The sequence below is a fragment of the Streptomyces aureus genome (genome assembly GCF_000725495.1).
GTDB classification, from domain to species: Bacteria; Actinomycetota; Actinomycetes; order Streptomycetales; family Streptomycetaceae; genus Streptomyces; species Streptomyces aureus_B.
This window is the reverse complement of record NZ_JNZD01000004.1, coordinates 161,135-179,401: the sequence shown is the minus strand read 5'-3', so window position 1 is coordinate 179,401 and position 18,267 is coordinate 161,135. Positions and strand designations below refer to the sequence as shown.

Below are 18,267 nucleotides of genomic sequence, written 5' to 3'. Positions count from 1 at the left end.
CGGAAGGCTTGAGATCATGACGAGCGCAGCCGACGAACACCGCACCGTGGCCGGGGGCTTCACCGAGAGGGTGCGCGGAGCGCGCCCCGGGGCCTGGGACGATCCCGCGCCCGTCGAGGGCTGGGTGGCCCGGGACGTGGTGCGTCACCTGGTCGAGTGGTTCCCCGACTTCCTCAGAGCGGGCGCCGGGGTCGAGCTGCCGAAGGGGCCGTCGGTGGACGACGACCCCGTGAAGGCCTGGACCGTGCACAGCGACGGGGTGCAGGCCCTCCTCGACGACCCCGCCACGGCCCACCGGACGCTGTCGAACCCGCACATCGGCGAGCTCCCGCTGGACCAGGCGGTCGACCGCTTCTACACCGCCGACGTCTTCATGCACACCTGGGACCTGGCGCGCGCCACCGGCCAGGACGAGCGCCTCGACCCCGCCCGGTGCGACCGGATGCTCCAGGGCATGCTGCCGCTCGACGAGATGCTGCGCGCGAGCGGGCAGTACGGGCCACGGGTGGAGGTGCCGGAGGACGCCGACGTGCAGACGCGTCTGCTCGGCTTCATCGGGCGCACGCTCTGAGGAACCGTGCCGGAGGGCCACGCCGTGCGCCGGCCCCCCCGGCACGCTCACCCGTGTGTCTGCCCCCTGCACGCTCACCCTCCCGTGCGTTGCCGACCTGCCCGCGCGCTCTCACCTTCCCGTGCTTGACGGCCTGCCCGCGCCCCCCGTCACCTGCCCGTGCGCGCACCGGCCTGACGAGCGGCCGCCGGATGGCTTTCGTCGTCCTGGGCCTCGGGCGGCGGCTCGTCCGGGCCGCTTCCGCCGATCCCCGTGAGCTCCGCCGCGAGGGTCCGCAGCCAGGTGTCGATGTCGACCAGCGCGGGCAGCACGGGCACGGGGGCGGCGGCCGCCACCTCGTGCGGAAGGGGGACCGGGGCCGCCCGTACGCCACCGGGCGGGAAGTCCGCCGCGCCGTCCATCGCCGTGGCCAGGCGCGCGGCCGACTCCCGCGCCCACTCGACCGCTTCGGGCGGCGCCGGGCCGTACGCCTGGCGCGGCAGCCAGTGGGACCCGGTCACCGTGTGGGAGGCGCAGTTGAGCGCCAGATGCCAGTCCGGTCCGCTGTCGACGGGGTCCCGGCCGCCCTCCGTCCGGTACTGCGCGTAGGCACCCTCGGCGATGCGGAGCCGGTGCCGGGTCAGCCGCATCGCCTCCTCGGCCGTCCCACGCCCGGACCGAGGCCCGTCTGACGTGCCCTCTGCCCCGGAGGTGCCGGCTGCCCCGGAGGTGCCCGCTGCCCCGGACGCGGCGGATGTGCCGGACGCGGCGGATGTGCCGGGTGCGCCGGACCACTCCGACTGCCCGGACGCGTGGACCACCGCGGACGCGGTGACCTGCACCAGGGGCGCCGCCGCGCGCAGCACGTCGGCCACCCCGCGCCGTACCTCGGCATGGGCCCCGGCCGGCCAGGCCAGCACCCCGCAGATCAGCCCGATCGTGCAGCCCGCCAGGACGTCGAGCAGCCGGGTCTCCGCGAGCCGCCAGGTGGCCGGGGCGAGCTGGCTGAACGCAGCGGCGACGACCAGGGTGAACAGCCCCTGCGCCCAGGCCGGCCCCGCGATCGGCCCCACCGAGAACGCGATGAACATCGCCGGTACCAGCACGGCGGCGTACACCTCGACGGTGCCTCCGGCCTCGAAGATCAGCGCTCCGGCGGCCAGCGCTCCCACCAGCGTTCCGGTCGCCGCCGAGCGGACCGTGGACCAGGTCGCCCCCGCCGTCGTACGCCCCAGAGTCAGCACGGCGAGCAGCACCCAGAAGCCGTGCTCCAGGCCCAGGACACCGGCCACGAGCCGGGCCGCGCCGAGTCCCAGGGCGGTGCGCACCGCGTTCTGGAACAACACCGAGCGCAGGGTGAGGTTGCCGCTCAGACGCAGTGCCAGGAGCTTGGGCGTGGAGGGCCTCGCGTACCAGAACTGCTCGGGCGGCAGCCCCGCCGCGTCCCGGCGTCCGCCGATCGCCACGGCCACCGCAGCCTGGACGGTCAGCGCCGAGACCGCGGTCACCAGCAGGTCGGAGCGGCATTCCAGCAGGCGCCGCGAGGCCTTGGTGTCCGCGTGGAGCCCGCCGGAGGGACGTCCGCGGACCGCGACGAAGCCGGCGACCATCTCCTCCAGGGCCTCGGGCCCCGGCACGGCGCGGGTGCCGCGCAGCGCGGCCGCCGTGGCGGTGCAGGCCGCCGCGACGCCCCGCAGCAGCTCCTCGGACGGAGGATCGGCGGCCGTCTCCGACTCCGGCCGCTCTGCCATCCGGGAAAGCTGGTCCAGCACCCGCCGGGTGGCGGCTCCGGCCTGCGCCAGCCCACGGTCGGTCCGGCCCGCCCCCGTCGGACGCGAGGCCGGTGGCGCCTGCGACAGCCGCAGCCCCCGTCCCGCCTCGCGCAGCCGCCCTGCCCGTTCCGGGGCGTGGCGGTGGCCCTGGGCGAACGCGAGCGCCGAAGCGGCCGTGAGGTCCAGGGCGGCGGCGATCCGCGCGCGATACGGCTGAACGGGTGGGGCGGGCAGGAGCAGCAGCTCGAAAAGGACCAGCAGGGCGACACCGGCGAGCAGACCGCAGAGCCGCTGCGGCAGGGTGTCCGGCTCGTACGGCGGGAAGCAGGCCAGCACGTAGAAGAGCAGCAGCCCCGGGACGGCACTCGCCGCGGCCGGCCCGTACGCGGAGGCGAAGGAGAGGGTGAAGCCGATCACCAGCATCCCCGCGACGGCCGGGGCGGTGGACACCGCGAGCGCCGTACCGAGGGCCGTGAGCGCCATCGCCGCCGGCAGCACGCACAGGACGGTCCGGGCCCGGTCCCGGCCACCGCCGGGGATCGGGGAGAGGAGGCCGAGCGCGATCGGCGCGAAGAGGGCGTAGACGGCGACCACCGGCCGGTCCAGGACGTACAGGGCCGTGTAGAAGCCGGTGGCGGACGCGGCGGTGACCCGGGCGGCCTGCCGCGTGGCCCGCGCGCGACCGGGGGAGGGGGGCCGCTTCCGCATGGGAGTTCCTTCCCCGGCGCCTCCCCGGGTCCGTCCCCGCCGTACGCCCATTGTCGGCCGGGAACGGGACGGGGGCACGGGCAGCGCCCCGGCCGGCCCGGGATCCGCGCGACGGACGGGGGCGCCGCCGACAGGTCCCCTCGGCCGTCCGCTGCGGCCGGGCGGGCGGGAGTCCGCCCTCCGGTCTTTCGTAACGGAGAGTCACGGTGCGGAAGTTGAACGAAATGGTGCCAGGTGGCGGCAGGTCGCCCGCGGGTCCCACCGTGCGATCCGCCTGCGTGTCGGCGCTCGGCCGGTGAGAATGTGCCGTCTGATCAGGGGTTTCTCTACCCAGGAGGCGGGTGAGCGCATAACATCCGGACGGGAAGTCACCCAAAAGGCATGCCGCGGCAACCTGCCGGGTCCCGGCCCCGCTCTTGACCACCCGTCACATCTCCGCCTGCTCGACCGTTCAAGGCCGCACGAAGGAACCATCAGTGAGCGAAGCCGGATCCTCCGGAAGAGTCCAGCCGGCTCAGGCCGGCGATCCCTCCCGAATAGGTCCGTACCGGATCGTCGGTCGTCTCGGTGCCGGCGGCATGGGGACCGTCCATGCCGGTGTCGCCTCCGACGGAATGCGGGTGGCGGTGAAGGTGATTCACCCCGCGCAGGCCCAAGAACCCGAATTCAGGGCCCGTTTCAGGCGCGAAGTGGACATGTCCTCGCGTGTCGCCGGCCCGTACCTGATCCCGCTGCTCGCCGCCGACGCGAACGCCGCGAACCCGTGGCTGGCCACCGAGTACGTCGCCGGTCCGACCCTGAAGCAGCAGGTGCTCGCCCAGGGCCGGGTCACCGGATCCAGTCTGTACGCCTTCGCGGCCGCCACCGCCCAGGCGCTGTCGGCCGTCCACGCCGCCGGTGTCGTGCACCGCGACGTGAAGCCGCAGAACGTCATCCTCACCCCCTCCGGTCCCCGCGTCCTGGACTTCGGCATCGCGCACGGCGACGACGACACCCGGGTCACCCGCCCCGGAGCCACCACGGGAACGCCGGGCTGGATCAGTCCCGAGCAGTACCGGACCGGGGCCACGGGATCCGAGGGCGACATGTTCGCCTGGGGCGCCCTCGTGGCCTACGCGGCCACCGGCAGATCCCCGTTCGGGACGGGCGCGCCCGACGCGGTCGCCTACCGTGTGACATCGGGTCAGCCCGACCTGGACGGCGTACCGAGGCCCCTGCGTGAGATCGTGGCCAGGGCCCTGGCCAAGGAACCGGGGGAGCGGCCCTCGGCCGCCGACGCCGCCGAGGAGTGCTTCGAACTCCTCGCCGCACAGCTCGTCCAGGCGATGCGCGCCGACACGATGTTCACGCGGGCCGAGGACATGATCACGGCGGTCTGGGACATGCCCCCCATCGACGATCCGGCCTGGCCGAAGCCCGTGCGGCGAGGGCGAAGGCCCTGGGCGGGCATGGCCGTTGTCGCGGCGGCGGTCATCGGGGGCCTGGCGGGCGGAGTGGTGGCCCTGATGCCCGGCAAGCCGGAGTCGGGGCGGCACGGGACCTCGAACGCGTCCTCCGTTCCCGCCTCCGCCGCTCCCGCCCCCTCGGCCGCCGCCTCCGTCTCGGCGCCGGCCTCCTCCCCGGCGGACTTTCCGCAGCCCTCCGGTACGGGCGCGCGTACGACGTCCACGGTGTCGGCGACGCCGAAGCGGGCCGCGAGCGTCGCCCCGGCCGGTGCGGACAGCTGGGCCGCGGCCAGGCCGGCACGCGGCGAGGGCGAGCACGACGTCGCCCGCGCGGTCCTGCACGACCAGGGGGTCCTCGTCCAGGAACTCGGCTCCGGCATCGACCTCGCCCCGAAGGCCGTGCGGTTCCACCCGTCGCGCGGGGAGGTCTACCTCTCGTACCGGCTCACCGCGGACGAGCCGGGAACGCTGTACGCGGAGACGGAGGTCGCCTCCCTGATGTGCCGCACCCTGCGGGACGTCGTCGTGCGGCTGCACCCGGAACTGCCCTACCGCACCTTCGTCATGGTGAAGGAGGCCTCTGGCCGGGACCCGCAGGTCACGTGGGACGACGACTTCCTCGCCGACGCGCGGTGCGCGCCGGCGGACGACGGAGCCGTCAACACGTCCGCCGACCGTCCGGCCTGGACGCCGGACGAACGCGGTCTCGCGCACGCCATGGTCCCCAGCACCGACGGCGGCGAGATCGCCGTCGCCGGCCGAGCAACCCGCAGGATCATCGAGCGGACCAACGCCCTGCGCACGGCGCTCGGCACGGACCGCGTGCTCGGCAACGCGGAGCTCAAGCTGGGCTTCGACCCGGGAGAGTCGGCGATGTACGTGTGGTCGGACTACGGCATGTGGAACCAGCGGCAGGCCGCGGTCTGGGCGGACATGGCGGCGGGCGAGGCGTGCCGGGCCCTGGTCCGGCAGCGGGCCGGCGCGGGGGAGACCTGGCCCTACTCCCGTTACGCCGTCGCGGAATGGGGAGGTACGGGCTATCTGATGATCCGTTGGGGAACGGCCCGAACCCTGGCCGACTGCCCGGCGTGACCCGGGCGCGGCCGAGGGGCGTTCGAGCGTGACGCACCCGGCCGCGGGGACGGGACCCCGGCTGGGTTGACCCTCGACCTGGTCGAGGGCCGAGGGTTGCGGGTGTGGAGAGCGAGATGCGCAGCATTGGCGAGATGGCCCGGGACAGCGGGCTGAGCGTGAGCGCCCTGCGGTTCTACGACCGCGGGGGCGTGCTGGTCCCCGCCTGGGTGGACCCGGTGAGCGGCTACCGCTGGTACGGACCCGAGCAGTTGGAGGAGGCGCGGTTGCTGGCCCGGCTGCGCCGGGCCGCCATGCCGCTCGCGGACATCCGGCTGGTGCTCGCGGGCTGGTCCGGTGCGGACACCGGTCTGGTTCGCGAGCTGCTGCGGGCGCACCTGCGCCGTCTGGAGGCCGGTCTGTCCGATGCCCGTGACGAGTTCTCCGCGCTCCGAGCACTTCTCGACAGCAGGGAGAAACCCATGCCTTTGCCCCGCACCGACGTCGTCCGTCTGTCCCTCGCCGGACCCGGACTCGCCGACGCATTGGACGCGGTCCGCTTCGCCGTGGGCCGGGACCCGGACCTGCCGATGCTCGCCGGTGTCCTGTTCGACATCGAGGGCGGGTCGCTCGACGTCGTGGCCACGGACCGGTACCGGATGGCCGTCGCGCGGACGGGCACCGGCGGGCACGACGGCGGCCGGGTGCAGGTCGTCGTTCCGGCTCCGCTCGTGGACGCCATGCGGGCCCTGCTCGGCGACGGGGAACCGGTCCGGTTCGCCGTCGACGGCGACCGGGTGACGCTGGACAGCGGCTCCGGGCAGACGGCGGGCCGCTGCCTCGACCACGAGTTCCCCGACTACCGCCGCCTCGTCCACACCCCCGAGGGCTCCCAGGCCGCGGTCGACACGGCGGCGTTCCGGAAGGCGGTGGAGACGGGGCCGGTGGTCGCGGGCGAGCCGAGCGGTCCGGGTGAGCCCGCCGCCGAGCTCACCCTGCTCCAGGTGACGGGCGAGGGGGAGGTGACCCTCGGCGACGACCGCGGGAGCGACCTGAACCAGGTCGCCGTCAACCGCGCCTACCTGCTGGACGCCCTCGACGCCGGCGCCCGCGACCGGCTGACCCTGGAGATCGGAGCCCCCACCGCCCCCATCACGATCCGGCGCCCCGACGACGAGCACACGTTCTCCCTGCTGATGCCGGTCCGCCTGGACGACTGACACGGCTCGCCGGTGCGTCGGAGGCATGGCCCCAGGCTAGGCGCGGCACCCGCTGCCGGCGACGGGATCACCGTCCGGCGACACGGCCTCGACCGGAATCGTGTTACTCACTTTCGGGTGACCCCGTGATGACGTGTGCTGACGTGAAAGATGCCCCGTTTCTGTCAGAAAGCTGTGGGAGTGCGGGAGTTGATGAGGGCAGTCCATCACTTTTCAGCTTTCCGTAGTTAAAGGCCATATACAGGTGCCTGTAACTGATATGTCCGTAATTGGTAACAGCGGTCTGGTGTCGCCCGTCATGGGCGGGGATGTGCAGCAAGTTATGAGTCCTCGGCCACCGGGCCGGGACTCGCACAGGGTCGCACCGTGCGGGCTCCCCCAAAGGGACGCCCGCACGGGGTGTGCCGGCTCTCGAACCTTGAGGAGCTTTCATGTCCCTTTCCACGTCCGTCACTGCCCGCCGTGTGGCGGCCGCGGCCATCGCGGCCGGCGCTCTGGTCGGCTCGGCCTCCGTGTCGGCCTCGGCCGCCGAGCCCCGCTTCGAGCGCTCGCACGTCGAGATCAGCCGGGTCCAGGCCAACGCGCCGGGCTTTGACGACCGCTCCGCCCGTTCCCTGAACGCGGAGTGGGTGGAAATCACCAACTCGGGCCGTCGTGGTCTCAACCTGAACGGCTGGACGCTGTCGGACCGGGACGGCAACCGCTACACCTTCAACCACTACCGCCTGGCCGCACACTCCACCGTTCGTGTCCACACCGGCTACGGCCGCGACACCAGCCGCGACCTCTACCAGGACCGCCGCAACGAGGTGTGGGACAACCGCTCCGACGAGGCCACCCTGCGCACCGAGCGCGGCCGCTTCGTCGACAGCGTCTCCTGGGGCCGGTTCCACGACCGTGACTGGGACGACCGCGGCCACGGCCGCCACGACCACCGCGGTCACGGGGACAACTGGGGCCACGACCGCGACGACCGCCGTGACCACCGCGGTCCCGGCCGTGACGACCACCGCGACCACCGTGGACCCGGGCGTGACGACCACCGTGACCACCGCGGCCACGGCGACGACCGCGGGCGGGGTGACGACCGCGGGCGCGGCGACAACCGCGGGCGTGGCCAGGGCCAGCACGGTCAGCAGGGTCAGCAGGGCCAGCAGGGTCAGCAGGGTCAGCAGGGCCAGCAGGGCCAGCAGGGCCAGCAGGGCCAGCAGGGCCAGCAGGGCCAGGGTCAGCAGGGTCAGGGTCAGCAGGGTCAGGGCCAGGGCCAGCAGGGCCAGGGCCAGCAGGGTCAGGGCCAGGGCCAGCACGGTCAGGGCCAGGGCCAGCACGGCCAGGGTCACTGAACCCACCCCGGGCATCCCGTTCGGAGTCCGCTTCGGTGGGATCCGCTCAGGACAGGGAGATGACCGGCCGTAGCCCCGGGCCCGCCCGGACCCGATGAGGCCGGGATCCCCGCAGGGTCCCGTCGTCACGGAAGACCCGCACCGACCGGTGCGGGTCTTCCGTGTTCCGGAGGTGTACGCGCTCCACGCCTCACAGCACCCGGCGCCGCCGCCCCAGCCAGGTCTGCGCGACGACGACGACCGCGAGGAAGGCGCCGCTGACGACCTGTTGGTAGGCGGAGTCCAGGGAACCGATCTGGTTGATGACGTTCTGGATGACCTTCAGGAGCAGCACCCCGACGAGTGACCCGCTGATGAAGCCGAACCCGCCGGTGAGGAGCGTGCCGCCGATGACGACCGCGGAGATGGCGTCCAGCTCCATGCCCGAGCCGAGGATCGTGACGCCCGAGGCGAGCCACGCCGCGTTGAGCGCCCCGGCGAGTCCCGCGCACAGCCCGGAGAGCGTGTAGACGGAGATCTTCGTACGGGCCACGGGGGCGCCCATCAGGGCCGCCGCGTCCTCGTTCCCGCCGACCGCGTACACGTACTGCCCGAACCGGGTGCGGCGCAGGACCACCGCGCCGAGCACGAACAGCACGACCGTGATCCACACGGGCACGCCGACACCGAGCAGCGAGCCCTGGCCGAGCTTCGCGAAGAACGAGCCCTTGCCGACGAGATAGGTCGTGGAGCCCTCGTCGGTGATGGAGAGCAGGATGCCCCGGGCCCCCAGCATCGAGGCCAGTGTGACGATGAACGGGGCGAGACGGGACCGGGCGATCAGCAGGCCGTTGACGAACCCGATCAGTCCGCAGACGAACAGGGGCAGCAACAGGGCCGCCACGAAACCGTATGGGGAGGCCCAGGCCGCGAGCACTCCGCCGAGGGCGAAGAGCGAACCGACCGACAGGTCGATGCCGCCGGTGATGATGACGTAGGTCATGCCGAGCGCGACCACGGCGAGGAACGCCGAGGAGAGCGCCATGTTCTCCAGGTTGTCGCCGGTCAGGAAGGTGTCGAAGCTGAGGGACGCCACGGCCATCGCGACGAGCAGCGTGACCAGCGCGCCGTGCTGCTGGGCCAGGGCGCTCAGCCGCTCGGAGCGGCCGGCGCCTGCCGTCTCCTCCTCGGTGGTGTCCTTCGCGTGCACCGGGATGTCCACGTCGGTCGTCATCGCTTTCCTCGTTCCCGTGCCGCGTAGACGGCGAGGACGATCACCACGGCCTGGGCGATCTGGGTCCACGACGGCGGCAGATCGTGCTTGATGAGCGTGGTGGTGAGCAGCTGGATGAGCACCGCGCCCGCGACCGTGCCGCCGATCCGGATGCGCCCGCCGCTCAGCGGTGTCCCGCCGACGACGACCGCGGTGATGGCGGACAGCTCCATGAGGTTGCCGAGCGAGGAGGGGTCGCTCGCGGTGAGACGGGCGGTGGCGAGGACCCCCGCGACGGCCGCGAGGACGCCCGAGCACACGTACACGAGGATGAGCACCCGGCGAACCGGCAGTCCGGCGAGTCGGGCGGCGGGGCGGCTGTCCCCGATGGCGAGGAGACTGCGGCCGAAGGTCGTGCGGCGCACGACGAAGCCGACGAGCACGGCGAGGGCCGCCGCGATCAGGACGACGTAGGGGACGCCCAGCGCGTCGCCGGAGCCCAGTTCCGCCATGGCCGGGTCGTGGACGTCCTTGAGCTGGGGGAGCAGCACGAGGGCCAGTCCGCGCCCGGCCACCATCAGGGCGAGGGTCGCCACGATCGGCTGGACCCCGACGAACGCGATGAGCGAACCGTTCGCGAGGCCGACCACCGCCCCGCCCACGAGCGCGATCAGGACCGCGATCCCGGGCCCGTAACCGAGATAGAGGGACAGGAGCGAGGTGGACAGGGCCATCACCGAGCCCACCGCGAGGTCGACGCCCTCGCTGCCGATCGCGAGCGCCATGCCGAGCGCCACGATCAGCACCGGGGCGACCTGGACCGCCTGGGTGCGGAAGTTCTCCGTGGACAGGAAGTGCGGGGTGAAGACGGTGTTGACCAGGAGGAGGACCACCACGCCGAGGTAGACGCCGTACTCCTGGAGCAGGGCGAGCAGCCGGTCGCGGTCGGCGGTCACCCGGCCGAGTGTCAGGTCAGTCATCAAGGCCTCCCGGGCCGGTGTCCTCGCCGGCGGCGGCCGTGACGGTGGCGGCGGCGGTCGTGGCCGTCGCGGTGGACGCGCCGGCGATGGCGCGCATCAGCCGGTCCTCGGTGACGGCGTCGCCGGTCAGTTCCTCCACGACCGCGCCGTCCTTGAGGACGATCACCCGGTCGCTGCCCTCGATCAGTTCCTCGGGGTCGGAGGAGATGAGCAGGACGCCCAGTCCGTCTCCGGCCAGTTCGTCGATCAGTTTCTGCACCTCCGCCTTGGCGCCGACGTCGATGCCCCGGGTCGGCTCGTCGAGGAGCAGGACCTTGGGCTGCATGGCCAGCCAGCGCGCCAGCAGCACCTTCTGCTGGTTGCCGCCGGACAGTTCGCCCACCTTCTGCTGCGGGCTCGCCGCCTTGATCCGCAGCCGCTCCATGAACGTCTCGACGATCCGGTCGATCCGTGCCTCGTCGACCAGGCCGAAGCGGGAGAGCCCGGGCAGCGCGGCGAGCGCGATGTTCTCGCGGACCGAGAGTCCGGGCACGATCCCCTCGGCCTTGCGGTCCTCGGGCAGCAGGCTGATGCCGGCCCGGATCGCGGCGGGCGTCGAACCGGTGCGTACGGGGACGCCCGCCACGACGACCCGTCCGGAGTCGGTGGGCAGGGCGCCCGCGATGGCCTTGGCGGTCTCGGTGCGCCCCGATCCGAGAAGCCCGCCGAGGCCCACCACCTCACCGGGGCGCACCGACACGGACACTCCGTGCAGATGGTGACGTACGGTCAAGTCCTGTGCCTCCAGGACGGGTTCGGCCTCGGTGTCATGGCCGCCCGCGAACTTGGTCAGGCCCTCCTGCCGTACGTCCGCGATCTCCCGCCCCAGCATCAGCGCCACGAGCCTGAGCCGTTCGAGTTCGGCGATCCGGCCCGTGTGCACGACCTTGCCGTCGCGCAGCACGGTGACCGCGTCACAGATCTCGTACAGCTCGTCGAGCCGGTGGCTGACGTAGATCACCGCGATGCCCCGTTCGCGCAGCATCCGGATCACCCCGAACAGGGTCCGTACCTCGCGTGGTTCGAGCGAGGAGGTCGGTTCGTCCATGATGACGACCCGCGCGTCGACCGAGACGGCCCGCGCGAGGGCCACCATCTGCTGAGCGCCGACGCCCAGTTCACGCAGCGGCCGGCGCACGTCGACGCTCAGGCCGAGGTCGCGCAGCGCCTCCTCGGCCCCCCGGTGCATGCTCCGGAAGTCGATCAGGCCGAGGCGGCCGCGGGGTTCGCGGCCGAGGAAGAGGTTGCGGGCCACGCTCATCAGCGGGACCAGGTTGACCTCTTGGTAGATCGTGGAGATTCCCGCGTGCTGCGCCTGGAGCGGGGTGGCGAAGCGGACCGGGGCGCCGTCGTACGTCACCTCGCCCTCGTCGGGCTGGTAGACGCCGGTGAGGACCTTGATGAGCGTCGACTTGCCCGCACCGTTCTCACCGATGAGTGCGTGCACCTCCCCGGCGCGGGCGGTGAAGTCCACGGAGGACAGCGCCTTCACGCCGGGGAAGGTCTTCGACAGGCCGGTCACTGACAACATGTCAGAAGGCCTTGCCCAGGCCGGCCTTGGCGTTGTCCTTGGTGTACGCGCTGTCCTGGATGACGATGTCCTGGGAGACCTTCTCGCCCTTGGTGAAGGTGTCCAGGGTCTGGAAGGCGAGCGGGCCGAAACGCGGGTTGGACTCGATGACGCCGTCGATCCACCCGTCGACGATGCCCTGGACGGCGTTGCGGGTGCCGTCGATCGTCACGATCTTGACCTGGCCCGGCTTCTTGCCGGCGCCCTTGAGGGCGTTGACCGCGCCGAGGCCCATCTCGTCGTTCTCGGCGTAGATGCCGGTGATGCCGGGCTTGGACTGGATGAGGTTCTCGGTGACCGACTGGCCCTTCTCCCGGGCGAAGTCGCCGGTCTGCTTGAAGACGATCTTGAGACCGGGGGCCTTCTCCTTGATGCGGTCCTCGAAGCCCTTGGTGCGCTCGGTCGTCACGTTGTTGCCCGCGGCGCCGAGCAGGATGGCGATCTCGCCCTTCCCGCCGGTCGATTCGATCATCTGGTCCGCGGCCCGCTTGCCCTGCTCCACGAAGTCGGAGCCGATGAAGCTCACATAGTCCTTGCAGGCCGTGGCGTTGATCTTGCGGTCGATCGTGATGATCGGGATGTGCTTGGCGGAGGCCGAGCGCAGGACCGGCTCCCAGCCGTCGGAGTTGAGCGGGGCGATCACCAGGAGGTCGGCGCCCTTGGCGATCAGGTCCTGCACGTCGCTGATCTGCTTGGAGAACTGCGACTGGGCGTTGGCGGTCAGCAGTTTCACGCCCTGCTTCTGCGCCTCGGCCTTGATCGACGCGGTCTCGGCGATCCGGAAGGGGTTGGCCTCCTTCTCGGACTGGGAGAAGCCGACGGTGGCCGACTTCAGGTCGAGCTTCTTGGCGCCGTAGGCGTCGATGGCGCAGGTCGGGCCCGAGCCCGTGGACGGGGAGGCGACGACCTGCCCCTGGTCGCTCTGGCTCGCGGAGCCCTTGTCCTTGTCCGCGGAGTCGTCCTCGGACTTCGCGCAGCCGGAGACGAGCGCAAGGCTCGTGATGAGGCCGGTGGCGAGGAGAGTTCTGGCGGAGGTGCGGTGACGTACTGCGAGCGGCTTCATGGAGTCCCCAAACGGCGCGGCCCCGGCGCTGAGAGCGCTCCCGGGGATGATCGGCTCTTGCGGTCAACTCGGTGTACTCGTCGTTCCGGGGAGGTTTTTACATCGTTGGAAGAGACCTGTAAAGCCCCTCCGTCCGAAATCCCGTCAGCGCCGGCCCAGCGTGCTCTCGCGCTCGATGAGCCTGAAATCCGCGGTCAGTTCACGTCCGCCGGGCTCGGTCCGGCCCGACAGACTGCGCAGCAGCGAGGCCACCGCCATCCGTGCGATGGCCTGCTTGTCCGGCGAGATCGTCGTCAGCGTGACCGCCCCGAACCGGCCCTCCTCGATGTCGTCGAAACCCACCACCGCCACGTCCCAGGGCACCCTCAGGCCCCGCTCGTGCAGCACCCGCATCGCACCGATCGCGACCAGGTCGTTGTACGCGAAGACTGCGTCGGGACGGACCCCGGAGTCCAGCAGCCGGGCCATGGCCCGCGCGCCCTCGTCCCGGTCCCAGCCCCCGACCGGCACCACGAGCTCGTCGGGCGCGGGCACCCCGGCCTCCGTCAGCTCCTCGCGCCAGCCCGCCAGTCGCAGATGCGCCGGACGGTTGGCCGAATCCGTACGGGCCCCGAGGTAGGCGATCCGCTGGCGTCCCCGGCTCAGCAGATGACGTACGGCGCTCCGTGCGGCCGACACGTTGTCGATGGCGATGTGGTCGTAGGGCAGTTCGTACTCCCGCTCGCCGAGCAGCACCAGCGGCACGTCGTCGGTACGTGAGCGCAGGTCCTCGTCCTCCAGCTCCAGCGGGCTGAGGATCAGACCGTCGATCACGTTGGCCCGGAAGCCCTGGCTGACCAGCACCTCCTGCTCACGGTCGCCGCGGGTGTGGTCGAGCAGCACCGTGAACTCGTGCTCGGCGGCCGCGTCGATGACGGCCCCCGCCAGTTCGGCGAAGTACGGGTTGCCCAGCTCGGGGACGGCGAGGGCGATGATGCCCGTGCGTCCTTTGCGCAGGTGACGGGCCGTCAGATTCGGCCGGTAGCCCAGTTCGTCGATGGCCTCCTGGACCCGGGCCCGCATGGCCGGGGTGACGTGCGGATAGTTGTTCACGACGTTCGAAACCGTCTTGATCGAGACGCCGGCGTGCTCCGCGACGTCCTTCAGGCTGACCCGCAAGGGATCTCCTCTTCATCGATGTGCGCTCCTGCCACCTGGGCGTTTGTCATGACCCTGGACAGAGGCCGGGACCCGTGCTGTGATGCCCACTCCCGCTACTTCCAACGTTGTACAGACTGAAGCAACGAGCCGCCACCCTTCCTCAGCCAAGGAGGATCCGTGCGCAAAAGCAGACTCCGAACCCATATGGCACTCCTGTTCGTCGCCGTACTGGGCCTCGCGGGACTCACCGCGACCCCCGCCGCCACAGCCGCGAACGACCCCGTCGAAGTGCACGGCCTGAAGGGCGAGTACTACACCCAGTCCGCCCCGGGCGCCTTCGACTTCCACGAGCTCAAAGCCACCGGATTAGACACCAATCTCGATTTCGACAACCTGGAGCCCCGGCTGGCCTTCGCCACCGGACAGTCGGACGACGTCAACGTCCGCTGGACCGGCCGGATCGTCCCCGAGAAGACCGGCGCCCACACGTTCTCGGTCATCGGCGACAACGGCTTCCGGCTCTGGATCGACGGGCACCTCGCCATCGACCACTGGGTCGACGACTGGGACCGCGAGCAGACCTCCCAGCCCATCGACCTGACCGCCGGACAGGCCTACGACATCAAGGTCGAGTACTTCGAGCACTTCGGCGGCTCCAACCTCCATCTGCGCTGGACCCCGCCCGGCGGCACCAAGACCGCCGTCCCCCAGTCGGCCCTCCGGCTCCCCGACGGCTACGCCTACGACGGAGCGATCGCCACCGCGGTCCAGGGCGACGGACGCACCCTGCGCCTCGACTTCGCCCAGCCGCTCACCGCACCCCCGGCGGGTCTCACCGACCACGTCGAAGCCGTCATCGGCGGTGCCAAGTGGCCCCTGTCCTCCGCGAAGCTGGACCCCACCGACCCCAGGTCGCTCATCGTCGGCCTGAAGGAACCCGTCGTCGGCAACAAGACCGGCACGGCCAGGGGTACCGCCGACCTGCGCTACGACGGCAAGGGCGGTCTCTCCGGCACGAACGGCAACGTTGTCAGCGCCTTCTGGAGCAGCGGTCCCAACCGCTCCACCCATGAGCTGCGCACCAAGTGGGCCGACCAGGTCGACGCCGGCAAGGCCCGCACGGAGTACCCCCGGCCCCAGCTCACCCGCTCCGACTGGCGCAGCCTGAACGGCTCCTGGCAGTTCGCCGCCGCCCAGGCCGGCGAACAGCCCCCGGTCGGCAGGAAGCTCGCCGAGAAGATCCGCGTGCCCTACCCGGTGGAGTCCCAGCTCTCCGGCATCGAACGGCACGAGGACCGCATGTGGTACCGGCGCACCTTCACCGTTCCCTCCGACTGGAAGGTCGGCGGCGGCAAGCACCTCCAGCTCAACTTCGGCGCCGTCGACTGGCGGGCCGAGGTCTACGTCAACGGCACCAAGGTCGCCGAACACCAGGGCGGCTACGACAAGTTCAGCGCCGACATCACCAAGGCGCTCAAGCCCGGCCGCACCCAGGAACTGATCGTCGGCGTCTACGACCCGACCGACGCCCAGAACGGTGAGAACCCGCCGGTCGGCAAGCAGCGCCTCGACCCCAGCGGCATCTGGTACACCCCCTCCTCCGGCATCTGGCAGACCGTGTGGATGGAGCCCGTGGCCGCCGACCACGTCGACTCGCTCAAACTGACGCCGGACGTCAAGAACGGCACGCTCACCGTCGAGCCGAAGGGCGTCAAGGACGGAGTGCCGGTCACCGCCACCGCGTACGCCGGTCACCGCAAGGTCGCCACCGTCAAGGGCCGCACCGGGCAGCCGCTCGTCGTGCGGATCACCGACCCGCACCTGTGGTCACCCGACGACCCCTTCCTCTACGACCTGAAGGTGAGCGTCGGCGCCGACCGCGTCGGCAGCTACTTCGGCATGCGGTCCATCGCCGTCGAGCAGGTGAACGGAACCCCGCGCACCGTCCTCAACGGCAAGCCCGTCTTCATGATGGCCACCCTCGACCAGGGCTTCTGGCCCGACGGCCTCTACACCGCGCCCACGGACGAAGCCCTCTCCTACGACCTGAAGATGCACAAGAACATGGGCTTCAACGCGGTCCGCAAACACATCAAGGTGGAACCCGACCGCTGGTTCTACTGGGCCGACCGGCTCGGCCTCATGGTCTGGCAGGACATGCCCGCCATGACCGCCGGGGTCGATCCCGGCGCAGCCTCCCGCGCCGAGTACGAGCGCGAGATGAAGCAGATGATCGACGAGCACATCAGCAGCCCCTCGGTCGTCATGTGGGTCACCTTCAACGAGGGCTGGGGCCAGTACGACGAGGCCCGCATCGCCGACCAGGCCAAGGCCTGGGACCCGACCCGCCTCGTCAACTCCATGTCCGGCATCAACCTCGGCGTGGACGGCGGCACCGGCGACATCATCGACGAACACGGCTACCCGAGCCCCGCGCTGCCACCGAACCCGGACGGCAAACGGGCCCTGGTCAGCGGCGAGTACGGCGGTCTCGGACTCGCGGTGCCCGGACACGCCTGGTCCGTGCAGCAGTCCTACGTGGACGTCGACCCCTCGGCGTACACCGACGACTACCTCGCCCGGCTCGCCGAGGTGCACAAGCTCGCCTGCAAGGGCGGCAACGGCGCCGTCTACACCCAGATCTCGGACGTGGAAGGAGAACTGAACGGCCTGATCACCTACGACCGCTCCGTGGTCAAGCCCGACGTGGCCCGGCTCAAGGCCGCCCACGAGGCGCTGATCCACGACGCGTCGCAGGCGGTACCGGCCGGTTGCTCCTGACGACGAGGCACCCGGCACACGCCTCCCCGCACCACCCGGTGCGCCTCGTCCCGGCTCCCCGACGGGCCGTCGGCGCGGTCCGCCCTCCCCGCGACGGGAGGGCGGACCGCGCCCTTGCCCGCTGCCCATGGCGCCGTACGGCGGCACGTCGGGCCGGACGACGACCGCCCACGACGTTACTGTCGGCGCCATGGACGGTGATCGCCAGGGCTGGCGCCAGTGTTTGCTCAGCGGGGCGGTGTTCGCCGTCTGCATGGCCGGCACCACCCTGCCGACCCCCCTCTACGGCCTCTACCGGCAGAAGTTCGGCTTCTCCGAGCTGACCGTCACGGTCGTCTACGCCGTGTACGCCTTCGGGGTCATGGGCGTGCTGCTGCTCGCGGGCAACGCCTCGGACTCGATCGGCCGCCGCCCGGTGCTCCTGTGGGGCCTCGGCTTCGCGGCCGCGAGCGCGGTCTGTTTCCTGTGCGCCACCGGCCTCGGCTGGCTGTACGCCGGGCGGCTGTTGTCCGGCCTGTCCGCGGGCCTGTTCACCGGGGCCGCCACCGCCTACGTGATGGAACTGGCACCGCCGGGCGGCGCGGGCAGGGCCACGTTCGTCGCGACGGCCGCCAACATGGGCGGCCTCGGCTGCGGTCCGCTGATCGCGGGACTCCTCGCGCAGTACGCCCCCTGGCCGCTGTACCTCCCCTTCGCCGTCCACCTCGCCCTGGTGGCCCTCTCCGCCGTCGTAGTGCTGCGGCTCCCGGAGACCGTCCGCGAACGCCGGCCGCTGAGCACCGTACGACCGCAACGGCCCGGCCTGCCCCCTCAGGTGCGGCCGGTGTTCACCTCACCCGCGATCGCGGCGTTCGTGGGCTTCGCCCTGTTCGGCGTGTTCACCTCCGTCAGCCCCGCGTTCCTCGCCGAGTCCCTGGACGTGACCAACCATGCCGTGAGCGGCCTGGTCGTAGCCCTCGCCTTCTTCGCCTCGACCGCGGGACAGCTCGCCGTCGGCCGCGTCGGAGCGGGGCGGTCCCTGCCCCTGGGCTGCGCCGCGCTTCTCGCCGGTCTCGCCCTGCTCGCGGGCGCGCTGCACTGGGACCTGATGGTCCTGGTGGTGCTGAGCGCGGTCGTCGGCGGAGGCGGCCAGGGCCTGGCGTTCCGCGGCGCCCTCACCACCGTGGCCGCGGCCTCGCCCGAACACCAGCGCGCGGCGGTGATCTCCACCCTGTTCGTGGTCGCCTACGCGGGCATCTCGCTCCCGGTGATCGGAGTGGGCCTCCTGGTGGGCCCGATCGGCCTGGAGGGAGCGGGACTGGTGTTCATCGCCTGCATGGCAGTGCTGGTGGCCGGGGCGGGGGTGTACCTGCTCCGCAGGCCGGCTCCGGCCGGCCATTAGGATCCGACCCCG

Annotated in this window: 12 protein-coding genes; 6 read left to right on the top strand and 6 right to left on the bottom strand. The window is 71.8% G+C overall.

What is annotated here, in order from left to right; translation table 11 throughout:
- The first annotated feature begins 16 nt into the window (after window positions 1-16).
- A complete protein-coding gene (locus tag IO36_RS47965) occupies window positions 17-571 on the top strand; it encodes a TIGR03086 family metal-binding protein (RefSeq protein ID WP_037617332.1) in 555 nt (184 codons plus the stop codon).
- 149 nt (window positions 572-720) lie between these two features.
- Here the strand turns inward: IO36_RS47965 and IO36_RS06990 are convergent, their stop codons facing one another.
- The gene (locus IO36_RS06990) at window positions 721-3,030 is read right to left on the bottom strand and encodes an FUSC family protein (protein ID WP_037617330.1); all 2,310 of its coding nucleotides are present in this window, start codon (window positions 3,028-3,030) and stop codon (window positions 721-723) included.
- Window positions 3,031-3,506: 476 nt separating this feature from the next.
- Between IO36_RS06990 and IO36_RS06985 the strand changes: the two genes are divergently transcribed.
- The 3 genes from IO36_RS06985 to IO36_RS49125 all read left to right on the top strand — a co-directional run bounded on the left by IO36_RS06985 (window position 3,507) and on the right by IO36_RS49125 (window position 8,109).
- On the top strand, window positions 3,507-5,567 hold the full coding sequence (locus IO36_RS06985; RefSeq protein ID WP_037617327.1) for a serine/threonine-protein kinase: 2,061 nt from the start codon (window positions 3,507-3,509) through the stop codon (window positions 5,565-5,567).
- Window positions 5,568-5,683: 116 nt separating this feature from the next.
- A complete protein-coding gene (locus IO36_RS06980) occupies window positions 5,684-6,766 on the top strand; it encodes a DNA polymerase III subunit beta family protein (protein ID WP_078943047.1) in 1,083 nt (360 codons plus the stop codon).
- Window positions 6,767-7,197: 431 nt separating this feature from the next.
- Window positions 7,198-8,109 (top strand): lamin tail domain-containing protein, encoded by a 912-nt coding sequence (locus tag IO36_RS49125; RefSeq protein ID WP_063764831.1) that lies wholly within the window; start codon window positions 7,198-7,200, stop codon window positions 8,107-8,109.
- A 190-nt stretch (window positions 8,110-8,299) separates the two neighbouring features.
- On the opposite strand, the gene IO36_RS06970 is transcribed toward IO36_RS49125, so the two are convergent.
- The 5 genes from IO36_RS06970 to IO36_RS06950 all read right to left on the bottom strand — a co-directional run bounded on the left by IO36_RS06970 (window position 8,300) and on the right by IO36_RS06950 (window position 14,111).
- A complete protein-coding gene (locus IO36_RS06970; protein ID WP_051900100.1) occupies window positions 8,300-9,322 on the bottom strand; it encodes an ABC transporter permease in 1,023 nt (340 codons plus the stop codon).
- Window positions 9,319-10,281, bottom strand: coding sequence for an ABC transporter permease (locus IO36_RS06965; protein ID WP_037617323.1), 963 nt, complete (start codon window positions 10,279-10,281; stop codon window positions 9,319-9,321). The genes IO36_RS06970 and IO36_RS06965 overlap by 4 nt, the downstream gene beginning before the upstream one ends.
- Window positions 10,274-11,851: a sugar ABC transporter ATP-binding protein gene (locus tag IO36_RS06960; RefSeq protein ID WP_051900097.1), complete on the bottom strand. Its 1,578-nt coding sequence runs from the start codon at window positions 11,849-11,851 to the stop codon at window positions 10,274-10,276. Before IO36_RS06960 ends, IO36_RS06965 begins: the two co-directional genes overlap by 8 nt.
- Before the next feature lies 1 nt (window position 11,852).
- Window positions 11,853-12,953, bottom strand: coding sequence for an ABC transporter substrate-binding protein (locus IO36_RS06955; RefSeq protein WP_037617322.1), 1,101 nt, complete (start codon window positions 12,951-12,953; stop codon window positions 11,853-11,855).
- A gap of 144 nt (window positions 12,954-13,097) precedes the next feature.
- A complete protein-coding gene (locus tag IO36_RS06950; protein WP_037617320.1) occupies window positions 13,098-14,111 on the bottom strand; it encodes a LacI family DNA-binding transcriptional regulator in 1,014 nt (337 codons plus the stop codon).
- A 159-nt stretch (window positions 14,112-14,270) separates the two neighbouring features.
- Between IO36_RS06950 and IO36_RS06945 the strand changes: the two genes are divergently transcribed.
- Both IO36_RS06945 and IO36_RS06940 read left to right on the top strand, forming a co-directional pair.
- Window positions 14,271-16,874, top strand: coding sequence for a glycoside hydrolase family 2 (locus tag IO36_RS06945; protein WP_037617319.1), 2,604 nt, complete (start codon window positions 14,271-14,273; stop codon window positions 16,872-16,874).
- A 190-nt stretch (window positions 16,875-17,064) separates the two neighbouring features.
- The gene (locus IO36_RS06940) at window positions 17,065-18,255 is read left to right on the top strand and encodes an MFS transporter (protein ID WP_037618333.1); all 1,191 of its coding nucleotides are present in this window, start codon (window positions 17,065-17,067) and stop codon (window positions 18,253-18,255) included.
- The last annotated feature ends 12 nt before the right edge of the window (window positions 18,256-18,267 follow it).